Source organism: Bacillus sp. AY2-1, assembly GCF_008368965.1.
In the GTDB taxonomy this organism is placed as follows: domain Bacteria; phylum Bacillota; class Bacilli; order Bacillales; family Bacillaceae_G; genus Bacillus_A; species Bacillus_A thuringiensis_S.
Genome location: NZ_QPEL01000009.1, coordinates 22,137 through 45,108, shown reverse-complemented (window position 1 = coordinate 45,108; position 22,972 = coordinate 22,137). Strand labels below are relative to the sequence as shown.

Below are 22,972 nucleotides of genomic sequence, written 5' to 3'. Positions count from 1 at the left end.
TATGAAGAAAGTTGGTTTTTTTCAATCTATTCATTTAAAATTTGTGCTTATATATATGCTATTAATATTAATAGCGATGCAAGTTATTGGGGTTTATTTCGTAAGGGAATTAGAGAAGAGCCTAGTACAAGGTTTTAGGGATTCTTTAACGCAGCAAACAAACTTATTATCATATAACTTGAAACAAGAGTTTAAAAAAAGTTATACAAAAGCAGAAACAGAGTCAACAGATGAAACCATTAAAACTTCTATTCGAAAATTTGCCTCTGATCAAAAGAAAGTTATACAAGAGGTAAGTGTATTTGATTCGCATAGAAAGTTATTGGCTATTTCAGATGAATCAAAGCAGAATAAGGTGAATAGAACATCAACTGATATAGCTGTTCAGCGAGTGTTAGTACAAAAAAAGCCAGAAGTGAAAATTGAGAAGGATGGTAGTACAGGCCATCGTGTTCAAGTTATGCTTACTCCGATTCTAGATGATAATGGCAAGGATGCGCTTGGTGTTATATACATCGTTGCATCTATGGAAGATGTATATAAACAAATGAAGGATATAAATCAAATTTTTGCTACGGGAACAGTAATTGCCTTATTAGTAACGGCCGTACTTGGGATTTTATTGGCTCAAACAATTACAAGACCAATTTCAGATATGCGGAGACAAGCAATTGAAATGGCAAAAGGAAATTATTCGAGAAAAGTAAAAGTGCATAGCCATGATGAAATTGGACAACTGGCATTATCCTTCAATAATTTATCAAAAAAATTACAACAAGCTCGTTCTTCTACAGAAAGTGAAAGGCGTAAATTATCATCAGTTTTATCACATATGACAGATGGAGTAATTGCTACTGACCGAAAAGGGGATATTATTTTACTAAATGACCCTGCGGAAAAGATGTTAAATGTTTCTCGTGAAACAGCGCTCGATCAATCTGTTTTAGAGGTATTAGGGATACAGGAAGAATTTACGCTCGATCATTTATATGAAGAGCCAGATTCTGTGTTATTAGATTTTAGTACGAGAAACGAACCATATATTTTACGTGCTAGTTTCTCTGTTATTCAAAAAGAAACAGGGAAGGCCAATGGCTTAATTGCTGTACTATATGATGTAACAGAGCAGGAGCGTATAGAAGGGGAACGCCGTGAGTTTGTGGCGAATGTCTCTCATGAATTAAGGACGCCATTAACGACGATGCGCAGTTATTTAGAGGCACTTACAGATGGAGCGTGGCAGGATCCGAATATTGCACCACAATTTTTAACGGTTACACAAGAAGAAACAGAAAGAATGATTAGACTTGTAAATGCGTTGTTACAGCTATCTAAACTTGATAGTACAGAGCACCGTTTAATGAAAGAATGGGTCGACTTTACTGATTTCTTTAATAATGTTATTGATCGCTTTGAAATGTCTAAAGAGCAAAATGTAAGTTTCAAACGATCTTTCTCTAAAAAATCTAGGTTTATTGATATGGATACTGACAAAATTACTCAAGTGCTGTATAACATTATTTCTAACGCATTAAAGTATTCACCAGAAGGTGGAACAGTAACATATCGCTTACGTGATCGCGGTGATTTATTAGAAATTAGCGTAAGTGACCAAGGAATGGGTATTCCAAAAGAAAACGTTGATAAAATCTTTGAACGTTTTTATCGCGTAGATAAAGCTCGTTCAAGACAAATGGGTGGTACGGGACTTGGATTAGCAATTGCAAAAGAAATGATTGAGGCACATGGTGGCTCTATTTGGGCGAAGAGTGAAGAAGGAAAAGGGACAACTATTTATTTCACGTTACCAATGGCAGCAGATGAAGAGGACGATTGGGAATGAGTATGGAAAACTTTAAAACAATAGTTTTAATTAACCTAGTCGTAATTAGCCTATTTCTTACTTTTAACCTATGGACGTATGTGCCAGATTCTACATCCATGCAAAACGCGAAATTTGTACAGGGCAATGAAGGAACGAATCAAACTAAAATTGCCGATGTTGTCCGTCCTACTTCTATCATCGTGCATAAAGATAAAAATCATTATGGGAGCAGAAGAGAGGCAGATATAGAATCAATCTATAAGCCTCTGGAAGTAGGGGAACTACATGAGTTTAGAGAGATATCAATCACTAAGGGTGATTTCCTGTCCTATGTGCATGGTGAAGGGAAAATTGAACTTGTTTTCCCTACCGATATCCCATTTGATGCAGTTAAATCCATGTTTAACATGAAAGAGAAAGGTACAGATAAGCCTAAACATTTTAATCGTATTCTTCTTGATCCTTCTAGAAGTAAGGATCAAGAAATTAAAATTAACTTTGTTTCTGATGGTGATAACTTTAAAATATATGAGGCAAAATTAAGTGGCGTGTATTTAAAAGATATTGTAAATGCCCAAAATCAATTTATAGTATCAGCAAAGCCTTATTTTGATTATCAAATCAATGATATGAAAAAGTTATTTTTACCAGATGGAACGACAGAGTTAAACAATATAACATATATCTCATCTAATTTAGCAGTGGATACGTTTAAGAATGCTCTGTTTAGTGATCCTCGTTATTTAAGTCCAATTACTGAGATATCGAAAGAAACATTTACAGATGGTATTAGATCTATGGAAATTGAAGACGATCGTCACATGCTAAAGTATAAAAACTCTTCTGTCTTAACTGAGAAAACGATAGATAATTTAATGCTGTTACAAAAAAGCTTTGAATTCGTAAGTGGTCACAGTGGAAGTTTGGATTCATATCGTTTGGACTATATGAATAAAGGAGAGACAGTGTTTCGCTTACATGAAGATGGATATTCCGTATTCAATACAGATGGATTAGCTGAATTGAGACAAAAATGGGGATCAGAAGAAGTAATGGAATATGAAAGACCGTTGCTGTCTTTAAATACTAAAGGCATAGAACAGAAGGTTACTCTTCCGTCAGGGCATGTTGTAATAGCATCTCTAGAAAATAATCCAGAGATAAAGAAACAAGTAATTAAGGATATTGGTATTGGATACAAGTTATCACTAGATGGACAAGTAGTTCGACTACAACCAATTTGGTATGTAAAGCTTGTTGAAGGTGAAACAGGTAAACAGAAAATCTATGAGTGGAGTGAGGGAGGACTAAATGGATTGGGATCGGATTAAAACCATATTTATTGTGACCTTTTTTGTTTTGGACCTCTTTCTCATTTTTCAATTCATTCAAAAGCAAGATAGTAATCAATTGGAGCTTATTGCAGAAACAAAGATAGATCAAGAATTAAAGGCAAACAAAATTACTATAGGGAATATCCCTAAGGAACCGAAAAAAGAGTCGTTTATTAGAGCGGAAAATAAAGCCTTTAAAGAAGATGATATACAGTCTTTGAAAAATCAAACGGCGCAGATACAAAATATGTACAAGATAGAAAGTAAGCTAAAAGAGCCTTTTTTAAATACGAAATCATTATCAAAAGATAAGTATAATGAATTTTTGAAGAACTATGTATTGGATGGACAAAAGTATGAATTTGGAGCGGTGAAAGACTCTAAAATTTATTTCTTCCAAAAATATAAAGATAAGCCTATTTTCTATAATAATCAGGCGATGATTGTTGTGGAATTAAATGAAAAAAATGAACTTGTTTCATATACGCAGACAATGCTAACTGATTTAAAAGAAATGGGCGAAGGTGAAAAAACGAAAGAGCAAGAAATTATTACGGCTCAAACAGCTTTAGAAAATTTGTATTTAAAAAATAAAATTCATGGAAATACGCATGTTAAAGAAGCACAAATTGGCTATGCCACTCTTACCGCATCTACTTCTAATAACCAAGTACTTGCTCCAACGTGGAATTTAAAAACGGAGCAGAAACAGGACTTCTTTGTGAATGCAATTGAAGGACAAGTTATGGAATTAGGGGAAAAGGAAAATCAAGTGGTTGATGAACATACTGGAGTGAGAAAGAATGGGGTTGCATTTTAGCGTACTTGCAAGTGGAAGTACAGGAAATATGCTATACGTAGGAACCGATGAAAAAAAATTACTAGTCGATGCAGGTTTAAGTGGTAAAGCGACAGAGGCTTTATTTAAACAAGCAGAACTGAATATAAATGATGTATCAGGTATTCTTGTAACACATGAGCATAGTGATCATATTAAAGGGTTAGGTGTATTGGCGCGTAAATATGATTTACCCGTTTATGCGAATGAGAAAACATGGAATGCAATGGAACATTTAATAGGAAATATCCCAACTGAGCAAAAATTCATTTTCTCAGTTGGGGATGTGAAAACATTTGGTGATATTGAAGTCGAATCATTTGGAGTTTCTCATGATGCGGCAGAACCGATGTTTTATGCTTTCCATAACAATAATAGGAAATTAGCACTTATTACAGATACGGGATACGTAAGTGACCGTATGAAGGGCGTTATTAAGGGAGCTAATGCTTTCGTATTTGAAAGTAATCATGATGTGGAAATGCTTCGTATGGGACGTTACCCATGGAGCATTAAACGACGTATTTTAAGCGACGTTGGGCATGTTTGTAATGAAGATGCTGCATTAGCAATGGCAGATGTAATTACAGATGAGACAAAGCATATTTATTTAGCCCATTTAAGCTTAGATAATAACATGAAAGAACTAGCTCGTATGTCAGTATCACAAGTACTAGAGGAAAAAGGATTTGGAGTGGGTGAATCCTTTGAAATTCACGATACAGATCCAAAAATGCCTACAAAAATTCAATACGTATAATTCTTCATTTTAGTAAACAATAAAGGTGAATATAGTTGTTTTCAGGAAGATGGGTGAACAAATATGTCCTTTATTGATGAAGAAAATTATCGTATGAAACGTGCAGGGAAAAAGAAGCATAAAGGTATAGTTCTTTCTAGTATAGCGGGAACAATTGTAGGAGCTTCTTTATTTGCGTTTGGAGCTCCTTTATTTTCAAATTCTGCTGATACGCTTCCGCAAGCTGAAGCAAGCGGAAGTAATATGGCCGAAGCTCAAGGAATTAAACAGATTAGCTTTGTAGATGCTGTTGACCGTGCATCTGAAGCTGTTGTGGGCGTTATTAACATTCAACGAGATAACTTTTCAGAGGCAGATTCAGAGGCTGGTACAGGATCAGGAGTAATTTATAAAAAGACAAATGGTCAAGCTTATATTGTAACGAATAATCATGTTGTAGCTGGAGCGAATCGTATTGAAGTAAGTTTAAGTGACGGTAAGAAGGTTCCTGGAAAAGTATTAGGAACCGATGTAGTCACAGATTTAGCTGTATTAGAAATAGATGCAAAGCATGTGAAAAAAATAATTGAAATCGGCGATTCTAATACTGTTCGCAGAGGAGAGCCAGTCATTGCGATTGGAAATCCACTCGGACTGCAATTCTCTGGAACTGTTACACAAGGTATTATTTCAGCTAATGAACGTATTGTCCCTGTAGATTTAGATCAAGATGGACACTATGATTGGCAAGTAGAAGTGTTACAAACGGATGCGGCGATTAATCCGGGGAATAGTGGCGGTGCGCTTGTAAATGCAGCAGGACAATTAATTGGTATTAATTCAATGAAAATTGCTGCAAAAGAAGTAGAAGGAATCGGACTTGCTATTCCGGTGACTAGGGCTGTTCCGATTATGAATGAACTTGAGAAGTATGGAAAAGTAAGAAGGCCGTATGTTGGGATTGAACTTAGGTCATTAAATGAAATTCCAAACTATTATTGGTCAAAAACATTACATTTACCAGGTACTGTAACAGAAGGAGTTTGTATTTTGGATGTGAAAAATCCTTCGCCAGGCGCAGATGCTGGTTTAAGAGAACATGATGTTATTGTGGCAGTAGATGGAAAACCGATTCGCGATATTATTGGATTCCGCACGGCCTTATATGATAAGGAAATTAATGATAAAATGACTCTTACGTTTTATCGTGGTACAAAAAGAGTAACAACAACAGTGAAATTAGGCATTCAAAAGTATTAAAAACAGGAGGGCCTACCTCCTGTTTTCTATTGTAGAAAAGTGAGGTGAAGAAAATGAATTTACCTTGTTGTTTAGAACATGTTGAATTAGCGTTAGATATTATTGTGGATGAGTGTGAAGTTGCGCCGGTTATCAACAATGTGGATAACTCAGAAAAAGAGAAAAAAACATGTGAATTTTGTCAAAATGAGGCGACATATGTTGTATCGAACACAGATTCTCACACAATATGTGGGTAGTGTTTGTGGATATGTGGATAAGTTTTGTGGATAACATGTTTGTAAGGTGGATGATACGTGTGAATATCTCGATTATTTCAATTGGGAAATTAAAAGAAAAATATTTGAAACAAGGTATAGCAGAATACTTAAAACGATTATCAGCATACGCAAAAGTAGAAGTAATTGAATTGCCCGATGAAAAGGCGCCAGAAAATTTAAGTGAAGCAGAAATGTTAATTGTAAAGGAAAAAGAAGGTATACGTATACTGGATAAAATTTCTGATGACACGCATGTGATTGCATTAGCTATAGAAGGAAAGCAAAAGTCATCAGAAGAATTTGCGGTAAGTCTAGATCGCCTTGCTACATACGGAAAGAGTAAAGTCGCATTTGTAATTGGTGGATCACTCGGACTAAGTTCAGAAGTGATGAAGCGTTCAAACGAATCACTTTCTTTTTCAAAGATGACATTACCACACCAATTAATGCGATTAGTATTGCTTGAACAAGTGTATAGAGCGTTTCGGATTAATCGTGGGGAACCGTATCATAAGTAAGATATTCTATGTAAAATAAAGGTAAGACACTGATATTATCATATTTATTTTATTATGCCTATAACTGGAGGCTATGTGAATGGTAAGTGATCAGACGAGATATTCTAGGCTCGCGAATATAACAAAAATAATAAATACGAAATTAGAACTACGTGAAGTATTGCAGCGTGTGACAATGGCGATATCAGAGGAGATTGTTAGGTGCGATGCTGTTGGAATTTATTTACCACAGGAAGATGGAACATTTAGAGGGTTTGCAGGAAAACCAGAGACCATAAATGGCGTAACGCTCGATACTCAGGTAATTGATCCTGAAATAGACTTACTGGCAAAAGAAGTTATTGAAACGAAAAAAACCATCTATATTCCTGATACCTCAAAGGATCATCGACCAGATCCGAGACCAGTTGATGCGTTTAAAATTAAGTCCTTATTAGCTCTGCCTATCTCATTTAGGCAAGAGTTATTTGGTCTGGTTTTTTTATTTGATTATGGGATTCCGATGAACTTAACAGATTCAGAAATTCAAAGTGTTGAAGCTTATGTAAATATGGCCGCGGTCGCAATTCAAAACGCAAATAATTTAACACAAAAGGAAAACCTTATTGCTGAGAAGCAGCTGTTACTAAATGTTACCCGTGATTTATCAATGTGTTCTTCGATACAGGAGAGTTTTGATAAATGCTTTTTTTACTTAGAACAGATTTTAGAGAGTAAAAATATGACTGCCCATCTTCTAGATCCGCTAGACAAAACAACGATTAAAACAACGAAATTAAGTAAGGGCTGTGATTGGACAGAAGCGGATCGGACAGAGAAAAGCTATGAAGCCAAGATCCAAGAGGTTATTCAAACAAAAAATATAGATAGTAAGGATCTATTGATGATTCCATTGGTTTCAGTGGGAGAAGTATTAGGGGTAATCGTCGTTGGCAAAGAAGGAAAAGCTCACAATTACGATAATTCTCAAATTCAACTAGCAAAATCTATCGTTGATGCCACAGCCCCTACGTTTTCAAATTTGTTATATATGGATCAACTAGAAAGCATAGTGAAAGAGCGAACGGGAGAGCTAGCTGCTGCTAATGAAAAAGTTACAAGTGTGATTGAATGTATTACGGATGGATTCTTTACTTTAAATAATAAATGGGAATTTACGTACGTAAATAAGCACCAATATTTTCCGCAAAGAAAAACAGCAAAAGATGTATTAGGAAAGAATATATGGGATGTTTTCCCGAGTGACATCGACACAGTTATGTATAAGGAATTTCATCGTGCGATGTCAGAGCGAACTACAGTTCATTTCGAATTTCTTTCTACTGCAGATGAATATTGGCACGAAGTTATTGCATACCCGTATGATGATGGTATTTGCTGTATTTTTAAAAACATAACGGAAAAAAAGAAATATGAACAGGAATTGAAAAGATTATCTAACATTGATTTAATAGGGCAAATGGCAGCAGGTATCAGCCATGAAATTAGAAATCCAATGACAACGGTACTAGGATTTTTGCAGTTATTAAAAGAAGAGAATACCTATGAGAAACATAATAAGTACTTTCATTTAATGATTGAAGAACTTAACCGTGCCAATTCTATTATTACTGAATTTCTCTCAATGGGTAATACAAGGAAATTAGATTTGCAGATGTTAGATTTAAATTCAATTATCCGCGATATTATCCCTTTAATAAAGATTGATACGTATAATCAAAATAAATATATTCAAGTCGATACAAATGACATTCCGGAATTACTTTTAAATCGTAATGAGATACGGCAATTATTAATGAATCTATATCGTAATGGCTTAGAAGCGATGAATACAGGGGAAGTTCTAACCATTAGCACCTACAAGGAAGGTCAAAATTGTGTGGTGCTTGCAGTGCACGATCAAGGAAAAGGTATCAGGCCTGAAGTCTTAGAGAAACTGGGTACGCCATTTTACACGACCAAAGATAATGGAACTGGATTGGGGTTAGGTGTATGTTATGCCATTGCTGCCCGCCATAATGCAAAAATAGAAATTCAAACAGGATCGGAAGGCACTACCTTTTTTGTTAAATTTAATTATAAAGATAATAAAAAGTAAACTTATTTAGATTAGTTACGGTGAACTGTATCATAAATATTGATCCGAAATTAATCATGCCTTGTGTACCAACATGAAGTATTATTGGCTGTATATTGAATAAAAAATATAATCAAGAAAAAAGCACTTATCTTTACAAGATAGAGTGCTTTTTTATACGCATTTTATTATTTTAGATTTAACCGATATGTAATGAAGATGTACAGTAAATATGGGGGTATGCAAGTGCCTGGTGAAATCAAGTATACTCAATATAGGAAAAAAGAAGTATTAGATGTACTTAGGGGGGATTAACATATTTAAGGAAGATATGAAAAAAATATTGGCATCATTACTAAAAAATCCATTAGTAATAATCGTATACTGGATTTTTTGTTATGAGTTAGCTTTATTATGTATGTATGGGAGAATGAATAATAATATTTATATTTGGTTATTATCTATAGCATTTCTAATACTTATCATTATATTTACTACAATTAAAATTGTGAAAAATAGGGAACGCGAATCATCCAAATTATTAAATGTAAAGGGATGGAAATACATTTCTGTTCTAATACTTATCCTTATAACGTCTTTTTATGGGATAAAAATTTATAAAAGTGCAACGAATTATGGCGGTAAACTAGCATGGTTTATAGAAAGCGTAAAAAACGAAAGATCAGTTAAACTTGAGCGTGATAATATATATAAGTATGGTGTAGAGGGCATTTTTGAAGATATAAATAAGAAATATACTTTGCCAAAGAAGTTATATATGTCGGATGATTTTACTTTGGAATTTAAATCAGATGGAACAATTACATCATTTGATACTTTTCTTTATGGGAAAAATGCTGCTGGAAAAGAGGAAAGCTACTTAATATCTTATAATAAAAATAAATCAAAAGATATTTTTGTAGGATTAAATGGGTATGTTAACGCTGATTATAATGAAGATAAATTAGTAAAACCTTTAATTAAAACAGTTCAAGCCATTCCAGTTAAACAAACTGTAAGTAAGTGGAATGAAGATAAGTATGGGCTGGTCTATTATGGGAAAAGGAACTGGGGTTACAACAGAGAAGGAATTATTAATATTAATAAAGATGGGAAATTAGAGAAGCTTGAAGAAGCAAAGTCCGAAATAATTGGATATACGGTATCTATATTTATCCCTGGAAAAGAGAAAGAGGTAGTACCTGCTAGATATAATTTACTAGGTGACCCAAATTGGAGTAAGGAAAGTAGTTCTAAAAAGAAAAAGAAGAATTTAACTAATAATAATGAGCAATTTTACTTTTCAAAAGAAGTTGGTTATAAACTAGATGTCACAGATAAAGCATTAGGGAGCACCTTTTATTCACTAAGCAAGACAATTGATGGAGGGGAAACATGGGGAGTTATAAATGAAGACCCGTTCAATGAAGCGGTAGGTAGTGCATCAGGAATCATCTTTTTTAATGAAAAGCTCGGATTTTTAAGGGCAGCCAGACCCTCTGGAAATGAAGGGAGGTTATACCGTACAGATGATGGGGGTATAACTTTTAAAAAGTTGAGCTATACAAATTATGAAGTGAAACTAGAAAGTGGACAGGTAATAAATCCGTTTGATTTTCCTAATCTGCCTTATGAGAAGGATGGAGTTTTTAACATGCTAGTAGGGCAAGGAGCAGATGGAGACTACAATGGTAATAGTAGTATACTTTATCAATCAAAAGATCAAGGTGAAACATGGGAGTATGTAAAAGAGGTTAAAGATAATTAATAGTGGGAAAGACCATTGGACAAAAATTACCGATGGTCTTTTAAACATTATTAGATGGTATGTACATTTCCTAAAATAAGTATGTTTCTATTTCTATAAAAATATGCTGTAATATGAAGAGGAAAAAGTATAAGTAGTTAGAGAAGTGAGGAATTAAAGGTGAAGAAGTTTAAGAAGTTTTACTTGGAGATTACGAGTGTGTGTAATCTTGCGTGTAGCTTTTGTCCGCCGACGGAAAGGCAGAAGCAATTCATTTCTGTAGAGGATTTTGCTAAAAGATTAGACCAAATTAAACCTCACACAGACTACATTTATTTGCACGTGAAGGGTGAGCCGTTGCTCCATCCGAAAATAGATCAGCTATTAGACTTAAGTCATGAAAAAGGGTTTAAAGTTAATATTACAACGAACGGAACGTTAATTAATAAGAGAAGGCATAGGCTGTTAAATAAGCCCGCGTTAAGACAAATGAATTTTTCACTGCATAGTTTTGATGGACACCCAGGTTCGCAAGATAAAGAGGGCTATGTAAGGAGTATACTTTCCTTCATTAGGGAAGCGACAAGTCAATCAGATTTAATTGTATCGTTAAGGTTATGGAATTTAACTCAGGATAATAAAACAAATGCTGAAATCCAGAAAAATAGAGAGTTATTATCCATAATTGAAAATGAATTTGATCTATCTTATCAGATTGAAGAGAAGCTTACACCAGGAAAAGGTATAAAAATTGCAGAACGTGTCTTTATTAATCAAGACTATGAATTCCAGTGGCCAGCATTACATGAAGAAGAGGATGATGGGAAAGGATTCTGTCATGGACTTCGTAATCAGGCAGGGATTTTAGCGAATGGGACGGTTATTCCTTGTTGTTTAGATGGTGAAGGGATTATTAACCTTGGAAATATTAATAATGATTCATTTTCTAACATTATAGAAGGTGAAAGAGCAACAAACATTGTCGATGGATTTTCAAAAAGAGTTGCGGTTGAAGAGCTTTGTAGGAAATGTGGATATCGTAAAAGGTTTGGGAAGTAAATATGAAATAAGCCCTCATAAAGCGAGGGCTTATTTTTTATTCTTGATAAGAATGCTCTAATTCATCAATTAATGAACCAACGTAAGAAACAGCTTTACGGATTGCATCTGATTTTGACATATCTACTCCGGCATGTTTCATTAGTTCAAGTGGTTTCATTGTACCACCAGCGCGAAGCACATCTAACCAGCGATCAATAGCAGGTTGTCCTTCCTCTTTAATCATTTGAGCTACTGCAGTAGCTGTAGTGAGGCCTGCGGAATATGTGTAAGAATATAGACCCATATAATAATGAGGCTGACGCATCCAAGTTAAGCCCGCACCTTCATCGATTTCTACAGAATCTCCCCAGAATGTCGAAAGGACATTTGTTTTAATTTCAGTTAAAGTTGTAGCTGTAAGGGCCTGTCCTTCTTCTGCTAGAGCATATACCCTACGTTGATATTCACCCTCAAGTAAATGAGTAACAAAGTTGTGATAATATGTGCCGAGTAGTTGTAGAATGACCCATCTGCGCATTCTCTTATCGTCAGTAGTCGCTAGTAAATGCTGAGCTAATAGTAATTCATTCATAGTTGATGGTGCTTCAACAAAGTACATAGATGGGCGTACGTTCATGATACGTTGGTTTTTATTTGCTAAATAGAAATGACCAGCATGTCCAAATTCATGTGCTAATGTGAAGCATCCACGCATCGTATTTTGCCATGTAATTAAAATATAGGGATGAGAGCCGTATGGACTTGAGCAAAATGCCCCGGTTGATTTGCCTACGTTATCTGCAAGATCTACCCATCTTTCTTTGAATCCTTTTTGGATTATTGAACTATATTCATCGCCTAATACTTTTAAAGAATCTTGAATGAGCGTGCCTGCTTCTTCATAAGTAATAGCTGGATTAAATTCGGGATCTAAAGGTGCATGTAAGTCGCAGAAAAGCATTTGATCGAGTCCTAATACTTTCTTTTTTAAATCTGCAAAACGGCGCATATGAGGTGCTAATTCTTTATAAATAATATCAAGTTGGTTGTTATACATTTCAAGTGGAACTCTTTGTGGTTCTAATAGCATATGGGTAACGGATTCATATTTACGTAAACGAGAAAGTGTTACTTGTTTTTTAACTTCAGTAGCATATGTTGTGGCAATTGTATTTTTATATTGTTTTAGTGTGGAAACAAATGATGAATATGCTTTTCGACGTATATATGTGCTTGGAGAAAATTCATATTTGCTTTCAAATAATGAGAATGAAACAGGGAGTTCGTTTCCTTGTTCGTCTTGTATAGAAGTGAAATCCATATCGGCCAATTTAGTCATGCCGTAAATTTTGTATGGAGAACTATGAACTTCGCCAAGTGCAGCAAGTGCTTCTTCTGTTTCAGGAGAGAGAGTGTGCTGCCTTTTTTTGAGTATCTCTAGTAACGACTTACGGAAAGGTTCAAGTTTTGTTTCGTCAGTTAAATATTTTTCAATTGTTCCTTCTTCAAGTGAGAGAATTTCATTATGGATAAAGGATAGTGCAGTATGTACTTTCGTCCATAAAGCAGAAATTTTGGAAGAGTTCGCTTGAATAACTGGATTTGTACGATCAGTAGATTCTTTTAAATTTGCATATGAATACAGTTTTGTTAACTTCATTAAAAGCTCTTCTTCTAAAAGTAGGCAATTTAATAAAGTTGTGGAGTTGGTATGTAAACGTCCTTTAAATGTATCAAGTTTCTGTATATCATTTTCTAATACGTTTAATGCGGTATGCCATTCGGCATCAGAATTATACAAATCGGATAAATCCCATGTTAGTTCAGCAGGCACCTCTGCGCGATTAAGGCGATTTTCCATTACATTTTTCAAGTCTATCTCCTCCTCATTAAGACTATTTAAAAACATGATACTAGAAAATTCAGTAAAATAAAAATATTTTATGTTTTTATATATTAAAAAGAAGGACAAGCACTTTTATGCTTGTCCTTCTTTTTAAATTTAAGAATTAATATACTTTATCGCCGTTGAAAATCGAGTTTTTCACGACAACATAATCTACAGTACGAATAGCATCTAATTTTGTTCCGCCAGCGTAAGAGATAGAAGATTGAAGATCTTGTTCCATTTCGATTAACGTATCTTCTAAAGAACCTTTATGCTCAACGAACATTTTCTTACCTTCAACGTTTTTCTTCTCACCCTTTTGGAATTCAGAAGCAGAACCGAAGTATTCTTTATAAAGTTTGCCATCTCTTTCGATTGTTTCCCCTGGAGACTCTTCGTGACCAGCGAATAGAGAACCGATCATGACCATAGTTGCCCCAAATCGAATAGATTTAGCTACGTCGCCGTGTGTACGAATACCACCATCAGCGATAATTGGCTTACTTGCAGCTTTTGCACACCAGCGAAGTGCAGCTAGCTGCCAACCACCAGTTCCGAAGCCTGTTTTAATTTTAGTAATACAAACTTTACCAGGTCCAATACCAACTTTTGTTGCATCAGCACCAGCATTTTCTAATTCTCTTACCGCTTCTGGAGTTCCAACGTTTCCAGCGATAACGAAGCTCTCTGGTAAATGTTTTTTTATATGTTGAATCATGTTGATCACAGCATTAGAATGACCGTGTGCGATATCAATCGTGATATATTCAGGTGTAATTTGCTCAGCAGCTAATTGTTGTACGAATTCATATTCGTCCTCTTTTACACCAACGCTGATAGAAGCGATTAATCCACGTGATTGCATATCTCTAATGAATGAGATTCGTTTCTCTGGTTGGAAACGATGCATGATATAGAAGTAATTGTTTTCAGCTAAATAAGTTGCGATTCTTTCATCAATAATCGTTTGCATATTTGCAGGCACGACAGGTAATTTAAATTTATGTTTTCCTAAAGTGACAGTTGTATCACATTCAGAGCGGCTATTTACAATACATTTTGCAGGAATTAATTGAATATCTTCATAGTCGAATACGTTTTCCATCATTTACACCCCTAAAATACGAATATTTTATTTTTATTAATCAAAAATGTTCGTCCATAGGATAATTTACATTATTTTTATTAAGAAGTCAAAGGATTTCTTAACATTTTTTGAAAAACTAGATGTTACATCTGAAAAATAACGTTAAAAACGAATTTAAAATGTATTTTTATTTATATTGTTCGTTTATGGTAAAGATTGAAAAATTGAGATAATTATATAAGGTTGTATGTATTCTTTTTATTTTTTTGGAGTGGGATGGAGGATACCATGAAAGAGTCAATGCTAACAATACGAGCAAAAGATGTTATCAATTAGTTGAACAATATATGAAATGATAAGGTTTATTTCTATATAAAAAGAGGAATCTGGTATGAACCACCTTTTTATGTAAGGTTTCAAGTATAATAAGTAGGGTAATAGTAACGTATACAAAAGATAAAAAAGAAAATAATACATAATAAAATGAGGTTAATATATGAGTAAAAAAAGTTTTTCTGATTATAAATTAAGTAAGGAAATTGTAAGGGCACTTACTGGATTAGGATATGATCATCCAACAGAAGTACAAGGTGAGGTTATTCCAGTCGCATTACAAAAGAAGGATCTTGTTGTGAAGTCTCAGACTGGAAGTGGAAAAACAGCTTCATTTGGTATTCCACTTTGTGAAATGGTGGAGTGGGAAGAGAATAAACCACAAGCATTAGTTTTAACACCAACGAGAGAGCTTGCGGTGCAGGTAAAAGAAGATATTACAAATATAGGTCGATTCAAAAGGATTAAGGCTGCGGCAGTTTATGGGAAATCTCCATTTGCACGTCAAAAATTAGAATTAAAGCAAAAGACACACATTGTAGTTGGGACTCCTGGTCGTGTATTGGATCATATTGAGAAGGGTACCCTTTCTTTAGAGTGTTTGAAGTATTTAGTTATTGATGAAGCAGATGAGATGCTAAATATGGGCTTTATCGATCAAGTAGAGGCAATTATTGATGAATTACCTACAAAAAGAATGACAATGTTATTTTCAGCAACACTTCCAGAAGATGTTGAAAAATTGTCTCGTACATATATGAATTCACCAACTCATATTGAAATTAAAGCAGCTGGGATTACAACGGATAAAATTGAACATACTCTTTTTGAGGCGATAGAAGACGAGAAGTTTTCACTACTTAAAGATGTAACAATGATTGAGAATCCTGATAGTTGTATTATTTTCTGCCGTACACAAGAAAATGTAGATCATGTATATAGACAGCTAAAACGAGCTAATTATCCTTGTGACAAAATACATGGTGGTATGGTACAAGAAGATCGTTTTGAAGTCATGGATGATTTTAGAAAAGGAAAATTCCGTTATTTAGTAGCAACAGACGTAGCTGCGAGAGGAATTGATATTGATAATATTACACATGTTATTAATTATGATATTCCACTTGAAAAAGAAAGCTATGTACATCGTACTGGAAGAACGGGACGAGCTGGAAATAGTGGAAAAGCTATTACATTTATAACACCATATGAAAATAGATTTTTAGAAGAGATTGAGGATTATATTGGTTTTGAAATTCCAAAGGCAATTGGACCTTCAAAAGAAGAAGTTATGAAAGAGAAAGCTGCATTTGAAGAAAAGATACATGCTAAACCAATTATTAAGAAAGATAAAAATGCGGACATAAACAAAGGCATTATGAAGCTGTACTTTAATGGCGGGAAGAAAAAGAAAATTAGAGCGGTAGATTTCGTCGGTACAATTGCTAAAATTAAAGGTGTTACAGCAGAAGATATAGGCATTATTACGATACAAGATAACGTTTCTTACGTTGAAATATTAAATGGAAAAGGACCACTTGTCTTGAAAGTCATGAAGACTACAACGATTAAAGGGAAACAATTAAAAGTTCATGAGGCAATTAAGTAAATAAAAAACTATCCACTTTAATAGGTGGATAGTTTTTTATTTATGATTTTTTCAAATCATCAACTAGTTGCTCTGCTAAACGTCTATACATATTACTCATAGTCACGAAGGATGTTAATAGTAGAAATTTTTCTAGCTTTGTACCTTCTAAGGAAGAAATCTTATTTACTTCTGTAACACGTTTATTTACGTCTTGTTTAAAGTTTTCGACATTGCTTGCAGTAAGAGCAAGATAATTTTTATATAACGCATTTAATTCAAATGAATCATCGTTTAATAAGGAGTCATTTATATTTTCTAATGAACTTTTTATGTCGTTAATGGAGAGAGCTCCCTTTAATTGGTAAATCAGGCTAATTAAAATCATATGCTCTTTTGAATACTTTTTATTTTTGATAGGGATGAATAGTTTCCCTTTTGCGTAATTATTAATCATCGTTTTTGTTAATACTTTTTCATCATCAGTTCTCGTTGTATCTGCATAAGTATTCTCAAATAGTTGGACAACTTGGTCTACATATAAGTCAACATTTGGAATATCCTCAAGTTTAATATTTTTTTCTAAATGTAATGTCTCAAGTAATTCATTTATATTTTCCACGTAGAATCCCTCACTTTTATAACTTAGTGGAACTTAATGTTTAATATATCTTTAAATATGGTATTACGAAACAAATGAATTGTAAATGTTGACCTTAAAAAGAAATGTGTATATAATTACATGTAGTTATCAAAACTACATGTAATTATATGAGGGGTGTTATTATGAATACTTATGTAAGGGAACCAGTTAACGCATTTACTCACTTAGGTGGAGCGATCTTATCATTTATTGCCTTATTAGCTATGCTTGTGAAAGTTTCTATTAAGATGCCATCATTTGCTGCAATTACAGCTGTTATTTTGTTTGGTATTGGAATGATGGTCCTTTATGCGGCGTCAGCTGTGTATCATAGTGTTGTGGCCAATGAACGTGTTATTTACTTCTTTAGGAAGCTAGATCATTCTATGATTTTTATATTAATTGCAGGTACATATGCACCCTTTTGCTTAATTACATTAAATTCAGCAAGTGGTTTGCTATTATTTTGTTTAGTCTATGCAACTGCGATTTGTGGTATTGTGTTTAAAATGTTTTGGTTTAATTGTCCAAGATGGTTATCGACAGCAATTTATATTACGATGGGTTGGTTAATTGTTTTGTTCTTTGCACCGTTAGCTGAGAATTTAAGTACAGGAGGTATTGTTTTCTTAGTACTTGGGGGCATTTTTTATACAATTGGTGGATTTATTTATGGCACAAAGCCAAAATGGCTAGAGTTTAAATATATGGGACATCATGAAATTTTTCATGTTTTTGTATTATTAGGTAGTCTTGCGCACTTTCTAAGTGTATATTGTTACGTAATTTAATAAAAAAACGCCACATAATTTTTATTATGTGGCGTTTTTTTTATTACCTGATTAGAATCGTATATGTTATAAAATTATTATGGGATAAAATGTAAGTTTCTGTGTTCGCATGTTAAACATAGGATAAGAAATATGTGATATACTTTGAGAAGTTTATAATGAATGAAATATGGAGGACTATAATTATGGCAATACTTGTAACAGGTGGAGCAGGATATATTGGTAGTCATACATGTGTAGAATTACTAAATAGCGGTTACGAAGTTATAGTAGTGGATAATCTTTCGAATAGCTCGGTAGAATCCATAAATCGAGTGAAAGAAATAACAGGAAAACAATTTAAGTTTTATAAAGAAGATGTTTTAAATCGCGAAGCGCTTGACGCAATTTTTGAAGAAAATGTAATTGAAGCAGTTATTCACTTTGCAGGATTTAAAGCTGTAGGGGAGTCAGTAGCGATTCCATTAACATATTATCATAACAACATTACAAGCACGTTAGTGCTATGTGAAGTAATGCAGAAACATAATGTAAAGAAGATGATCTTTAGTTCATCTGCAACTGTATATGGTATCCCGGAAACGTCACCGATTACGGAGGAGTTTCCATTAAGTGCAACAAATCCATATGGTCAAACGAAATTAATGATTGAGCAAATTATGCGTGATGTAGCATTTGCAGATGCAGAATGGGGTATCGCATTACTTCGCTATTTCAATCCATTTGGTGCACACGAAAGTGGGCGTATCGGAGAAGATCCAAATGGAATCCCAAATAACTTAATGCCATATGTAACGCAAGTAGCAGTAGGTAAGTTAAAAGAATTAAGTGTATTCGGAAATGACTATCCAACGAAAGATGGAACAGGAGTCCGTGATTACATCCATGTTGTGGACTTAGCAAATGGTCACGTAAAGGCGCTTGAGAAAGTAATGAGTACAACAGGAGTAGATGCTTATAACCTGGGCACAGGCATGGGCTATAGTGTACTAGAGATGGTTGAAGCATTTGAAAAAGTTTCGGGCAAGAAAGTTCCTTATAAAATCACAGAGCGTCGCCCAGGTGATGTGGCAGTATGTTTTGCTGATGCATCGAAAGCAAAGCGTGAATTAGGCTGGGAGGCAACACGCGGATTAGAAGAGATGTGTGCAGATTCTTGGAAATGGCAATCAAATAATAAAAATGGCTATTTAGAAGTTTAATGATGAATAAAAAAATGACCTTTGCTTAAAAGCAAGAGGTCATTTTTTATATTCATTTTTTATTAAGTTTATTACCTAACCTAGAAAAGAACGTTCCCTGTTTTATAGGAATATTTGACTGGCAACACGTGTAGGAATCGATACTTTCAATATTAGTAAAGGTATTGATTATTAAGTATGCGCTCTATTTCTCGTCTTAGAACGAAAGTGTATTTAATATAGCCTAGTAGTAAGTGAATAAAGATTGAAAAGTGCTACAAAGGTATTGTTATAAATAAGGAAAATTATCGGAAAGGATATAGATGAGGGATCAACTGCCTGTAAAACCCCAACTGATTAAAGTTTTATTTTATGATCAGCCAGCAACACAAGAGCAATTTCAGCGAGCATATGTAAATTTATTAAAAGAAATTAAAGGTTTTGATTCAAGCCTATTCCTTATACAAAATTGAGGATTTGAAACAATCAAAAACTGTTAAGGGTTACTATCGCGTTTTAGGTCCGTAATACAATTTTCTCATAAGAAAGAATGTATTACGGACCACCACCTATTACATAATAGGAGGAATTAATGAATTCGAACAAGTTGTTTGTGATATACTGTGTTTCCCTCTTGACTTGTATATGGTGGGAGACTTCGTCCGAAACAATTTGCAATAATATTGGAGTGAGCGGGATAAGAAATACGTATTTCATACAAATCAATAGTTTCATCTAAATTAGCATAAAAGACTGCGAGATGATTGCCTTGTAAAACATATGGGAATTCTACTTCTGCATTTTCACCAATTAATACAGGTAACTTTACAGGATTAGAATAATTAGACCAATCCCACACTTCTATATTTACATAGTGAGCGTAATATGCATCTAAATTTACAATGTTTATGACCGCTGAAATAGTTGCAGGTTCTCTTGTTAATACACCTGTAGAGTGAAAAACAGAATGATTTGGATAATGAAGAGGCATAAATATCAAACCTTTCTTAAAATGATAGGATTTTACAATATCTTATGCTAGAAGGTAGTAGAATGAGATAGAGGAATGTATTATTTTATTCATTTTTTATGGAAATTGAAAGCGTATTATTGAAATGTATTCCAACACTTGTATCATCGCTAGAGTCCGTTTATAATCAAGGAATCCTAGTTCATGTTTTGATAGGATTATTTATTATTGAAAGCGTTTTAAGTTCGCTCCTTTTTAAGGTAGGAGGTCTGACTTATACAGATGAAAAATTATGTATGTAGTTTTAAATGGGAAGAAAAATAATATAAGTATCACTTTATAGTGTGGGGAGGTTAAAAGTGTGAAAGGTAAAGATTTTCACACGAGTATATATGGGTTATGTAGGATTATTACTTTCAGGGGCAGCTTTATTTTTAAATAGTCTTGTTATATTAGGGAAAGCAGAGATGAAAAGTGCGGGTGTTTTTAATTTATTTGTGGGTGCACTACAAATTATTATTCCGTTTTATTTGATCATGATTTCTGACCAAAGCAATTGGACAGTGTATTCATATGCGGCTACTTTCTTATTTGGATTAACCTATTTATATGTAGGTGTTACTTTTATAAAGGGAATGGATAGTAGTGGTCTAGGATGGTTTTGTATTTGGGTAGCAATTATAGCCTTATTCTATATGGTTGTTTCATTTGTTCAATTTCATGATGTTGTTAATGCGTTAACATGGTTTATGTGGGCATTACTTTGGTACTTATTCTTTGTGCTAAATACACAAAAAAAGAATATTAATCAATATCTCGGACGAATCGCCTTCGTACAATCATGGGTAACATTGACTTTACCTTCACTATTTTATTTTATGGGAGTGTGGGGAGAGGGATTTGTATATGAACTATGGGTTTATGTATCAGTAATTTCTATTTTGTACTTTTGTTATTGTATTTTTAAATATAGAGTCCGTTAATATATTATCTGCATAAAAGCATGGAATCGTTAAACTGATTTCATGCTTTTTTTTATAGTAGCCTTTTATAATAAAAGAAGTAATATTTTATAAATTGCAAAAATGGGGATGATGAAATTGAAAAAAGTGTTGGTGCTAGGAGGAACAAGATTTTTTGGTAAACATTTAGTAGAGTACCTTTTGCAAGCTGGACACGATGTAACAATTGCCACGAGGGGAGTTACTGAAGATTCTTTTGGTAACGCAGTAAAAAGAATAATTGTCGATAGAGAAGATGGAAAACTACTAGAAGAGCGTCTAGAAGGAAAAAGTTATGATATTGTATACGATAATTTATGCTATAGTTCAAATGCAGCGAAAATGGTATGTGAAGTTTTGAAAGGAAAAACGAAGAAGTATATTATGACATCTTCAATGGCTGTCTATGAACCTGCATTAAGCTTGTTAGAAGAGGACTTTAATCCATACGAATATGTAATTACATATGGAGATAGGAATGATTTTAATTATAGTGAAGGAAAGCGATTAGCCGAAGCGGTTTTATTTCAATATGCAACATTCCCAGTCGTTGCAGTGCGTTTTCCAGTTGTTATTGGAGAAAATGATTATACGAAAAGGTTACAATTTTACGTTGAATGTGTTGTGAACCAAAACCCTATCGTTGTGGATCATGTAGATGGAAATTTGTCATTTATACATGAAAAAGAGGCAGGAGAGTTTCTAGCTTGGTGCGGAATGGAAAATGTGAAAGGACCAATTAACGCCTGTAGTAACGGGGTAGTTTCTACGGAAGAAATTATTCATTTCATAGAAGAGAAGACGGGAATAAAAGCACTTATCCAGGAAGCTGGGGAAAATATAGCTCCTTATAATGAGGTAACTAACTGTACGTTACATAATGGAAAGGCTCGTGAATTTGGATTTTTGTTCCGAGAGCTGAAAATAGAAATAAAAAATGTTTTAAAACATTATATAAATACAATGAAGTAATCATAAATCCCCCGGTGGCAATCCGGGGGATTCTGGAGGATTTCGACAATACTGATTTTACATTACCAAATTTACCTTATACGTACGACTAATGTTTTTGCGATTGAATTGCTTGTAAATACTTCTCGTTTACTTGGTCCCAGTTTACTGTATGCCACCAGTTGGTAACAAACTCGGGGCGCCGATTTTGATACTTTAAATAATAAGCATGTTCCCATACATCAATTACGAGTAAGGGGATTTTTCCTTCTTGCAAAGGCGTATCTTGATTTGGTGTACTCATAACAGAGAGTTCCTCACCGTCAAGAACAAGCCATCCATAGCCACTTCCAAAACGACTAATAGCTGCTTTGGAAAGTTGATCTTTTAAGTTGTCAAAGGTATTGAAATAATAATCAATTACTTTTGCAACGTCTCCATTAGGCTCACCGCCACCTCGTGGGCTCATCACTTCCCAAAAAAGACTATGACAATAGTGACCACCACCGTTATTTCGTACAGCTGTAACAATTTCCTTCGGTAAAGCATCTAAATTACATAGCAATTCTTCTAAAGATTTATTATGTAATTCAGTATAATTTTCTAAAGTAGCATTTAAATTGTTTACGTATGTCGCATGGTGCTTTCCATGATGAATGGAAAGTGTATTGCTATCGATATGTGGCTCTAGTTCATCATAGTCATATGAAAGCTTTGGCAATTGAAATGAAGACATAACATTCCCTCCTTTCTATTCAAAAGTTGGTCTAGGTAAAAAAACTTTACCTGAGTCAAAAATACACTCATTTTCTATGGAAGTCAATAGTAAGTTCGTTAATTTTCTGAAAAATATTACAATAAAAGTAACACTCTCGCTTTCATTTGTGACTCCTATCCTTT

Annotated in this window: 20 protein-coding genes; 15 read left to right on the top strand and 5 right to left on the bottom strand. The window is 34.0% G+C overall.

Annotated elements, in window-relative coordinates:
* Position 1 precedes the first annotated feature (1 nt).
* The 10 genes from walK (at position 2) to DN403_RS01125 (ending at position 11,657) form a co-directional block, all read left to right on the top strand.
* Positions 2-1,843: a cell wall metabolism sensor histidine kinase WalK gene (gene walK, locus DN403_RS01170; RefSeq protein WP_000755366.1), complete on the top strand. Its 1,842-nt coding sequence runs from the start codon at positions 2-4 to the stop codon at positions 1,841-1,843.
* Positions 1,840-3,156, top strand: a complete 1,317-nt coding sequence (locus tag DN403_RS01165; protein ID WP_000061567.1) for a YycH family regulatory protein — start codon at positions 1,840-1,842, stop codon at positions 3,154-3,156. Before walK ends, DN403_RS01165 begins: the two co-directional genes overlap by 4 nt.
* Positions 3,137-3,979, top strand: coding sequence for a two-component system regulatory protein YycI (locus tag DN403_RS01160; RefSeq protein WP_016078234.1), 843 nt, complete (start codon positions 3,137-3,139; stop codon positions 3,977-3,979). The genes DN403_RS01165 and DN403_RS01160 overlap by 20 nt, the downstream gene beginning before the upstream one ends.
* Positions 3,963-4,757, top strand: a complete 795-nt coding sequence (locus DN403_RS01155) for an MBL fold metallo-hydrolase (protein WP_000522837.1) — start codon at positions 3,963-3,965, stop codon at positions 4,755-4,757. The genes DN403_RS01160 and DN403_RS01155 overlap by 17 nt, the downstream gene beginning before the upstream one ends.
* 63 nt (positions 4,758-4,820) lie before the next feature.
* A complete protein-coding gene (locus DN403_RS01150) occupies positions 4,821-5,996 on the top strand; it encodes a S1C family serine protease (protein WP_074790818.1) in 1,176 nt (391 codons plus the stop codon).
* 53 nt (positions 5,997-6,049) lie between these two features.
* The gene (locus DN403_RS01145; protein ID WP_001052827.1) at positions 6,050-6,235 is read left to right on the top strand and encodes a CxxH/CxxC protein; all 186 of its coding nucleotides are present in this window, start codon (positions 6,050-6,052) and stop codon (positions 6,233-6,235) included.
* A gap of 59 nt (positions 6,236-6,294) precedes the next feature.
* Complete coding sequence (gene rlmH, locus DN403_RS01140) at positions 6,295-6,774, top strand: 23S rRNA (pseudouridine(1915)-N(3))-methyltransferase RlmH (RefSeq protein WP_001027003.1); 480 nt, start codon at positions 6,295-6,297, stop codon at positions 6,772-6,774.
* Between the two features lie 79 nt (positions 6,775-6,853).
* Positions 6,854-8,872, top strand: a complete 2,019-nt coding sequence (locus DN403_RS01135) for a GAF domain-containing sensor histidine kinase (RefSeq protein WP_074790820.1) — start codon at positions 6,854-6,856, stop codon at positions 8,870-8,872.
* 274 nt (positions 8,873-9,146) lie between these two features.
* The gene (locus DN403_RS01130) at positions 9,147-10,619 is read left to right on the top strand and encodes a WD40/YVTN/BNR-like repeat-containing protein (RefSeq protein ID WP_000280572.1); all 1,473 of its coding nucleotides are present in this window, start codon (positions 9,147-9,149) and stop codon (positions 10,617-10,619) included.
* Positions 10,620-10,778: 159 nt separating this feature from the next.
* The gene (locus tag DN403_RS01125) at positions 10,779-11,657 is read left to right on the top strand and encodes a radical SAM/SPASM domain-containing protein (RefSeq protein ID WP_000713633.1); all 879 of its coding nucleotides are present in this window, start codon (positions 10,779-10,781) and stop codon (positions 11,655-11,657) included.
* 37 nt (positions 11,658-11,694) lie between these two features.
* Here the strand turns inward: DN403_RS01125 and pepF are convergent, their stop codons facing one another.
* Positions 11,695-13,512, bottom strand: coding sequence for an oligoendopeptidase F (gene pepF, locus DN403_RS01120; RefSeq protein WP_074790822.1), 1,818 nt, complete (start codon positions 13,510-13,512; stop codon positions 11,695-11,697).
* 136 nt (positions 13,513-13,648) lie between these two features.
* The gene (guaC, locus tag DN403_RS01115; protein ID WP_000432438.1) at positions 13,649-14,632 is read right to left on the bottom strand and encodes a GMP reductase; all 984 of its coding nucleotides are present in this window, start codon (positions 14,630-14,632) and stop codon (positions 13,649-13,651) included.
* 478 nt (positions 14,633-15,110) lie between these two features.
* On the opposite strand from guaC, the gene DN403_RS01110 reads away from it, so the two are divergent.
* Complete coding sequence (locus tag DN403_RS01110) at positions 15,111-16,556, top strand: DEAD/DEAH box helicase (protein ID WP_000039346.1); 1,446 nt, start codon at positions 15,111-15,113, stop codon at positions 16,554-16,556.
* Between the two features lie 40 nt (positions 16,557-16,596).
* On the opposite strand, the gene DN403_RS01105 is transcribed toward DN403_RS01110, so the two are convergent.
* Complete coding sequence (locus tag DN403_RS01105) at positions 16,597-17,157, bottom strand: DUF1836 domain-containing protein (RefSeq protein ID WP_000427875.1); 561 nt, start codon at positions 17,155-17,157, stop codon at positions 16,597-16,599.
* Positions 17,158-17,321: 164 nt separating this feature from the next.
* On the opposite strand from DN403_RS01105, the gene trhA reads away from it, so the two are divergent.
* Positions 17,322-17,969: a PAQR family membrane homeostasis protein TrhA gene (trhA, locus tag DN403_RS01100; protein ID WP_001099726.1), complete on the top strand. Its 648-nt coding sequence runs from the start codon at positions 17,322-17,324 to the stop codon at positions 17,967-17,969.
* A gap of 185 nt (positions 17,970-18,154) precedes the next feature.
* Positions 18,155-19,171: a UDP-glucose 4-epimerase GalE gene (gene galE / locus DN403_RS01095; protein WP_000996551.1), complete on the top strand. Its 1,017-nt coding sequence runs from the start codon at positions 18,155-18,157 to the stop codon at positions 19,169-19,171.
* A gap of 568 nt (positions 19,172-19,739) precedes the next feature.
* Here galE and DN403_RS01090 read toward each other — a convergent pair.
* The gene (locus DN403_RS01090; protein ID WP_001128270.1) at positions 19,740-20,141 is read right to left on the bottom strand and encodes a hypothetical protein; all 402 of its coding nucleotides are present in this window, start codon (positions 20,139-20,141) and stop codon (positions 19,740-19,742) included.
* A 371-nt stretch (positions 20,142-20,512) separates the two neighbouring features.
* On the opposite strand from DN403_RS01090, the gene DN403_RS01080 reads away from it, so the two are divergent.
* Positions 20,513-21,103, top strand: coding sequence for an AmiS/UreI family transporter (locus tag DN403_RS01080; protein WP_000542567.1), 591 nt, complete (start codon positions 20,513-20,515; stop codon positions 21,101-21,103).
* A 102-nt stretch (positions 21,104-21,205) separates the two neighbouring features.
* Positions 21,206-22,093 carry an NAD-dependent epimerase/dehydratase family protein gene (locus DN403_RS01075; RefSeq protein ID WP_003280977.1) on the top strand — a complete coding sequence of 296 codons (888 nt, stop codon included), beginning with the start codon at positions 21,206-21,208 and terminating at the stop codon, positions 22,091-22,093.
* An 88-nt stretch (positions 22,094-22,181) separates the two neighbouring features.
* Here DN403_RS01075 and sodA read toward each other — a convergent pair whose 3' ends face one another.
* On the bottom strand, positions 22,182-22,808 hold the full coding sequence (sodA, locus tag DN403_RS01070; protein ID WP_000094037.1) for a superoxide dismutase [Mn]: 627 nt from the start codon (positions 22,806-22,808) through the stop codon (positions 22,182-22,184).
* Positions 22,809-22,972 lie beyond the last annotated feature (164 nt).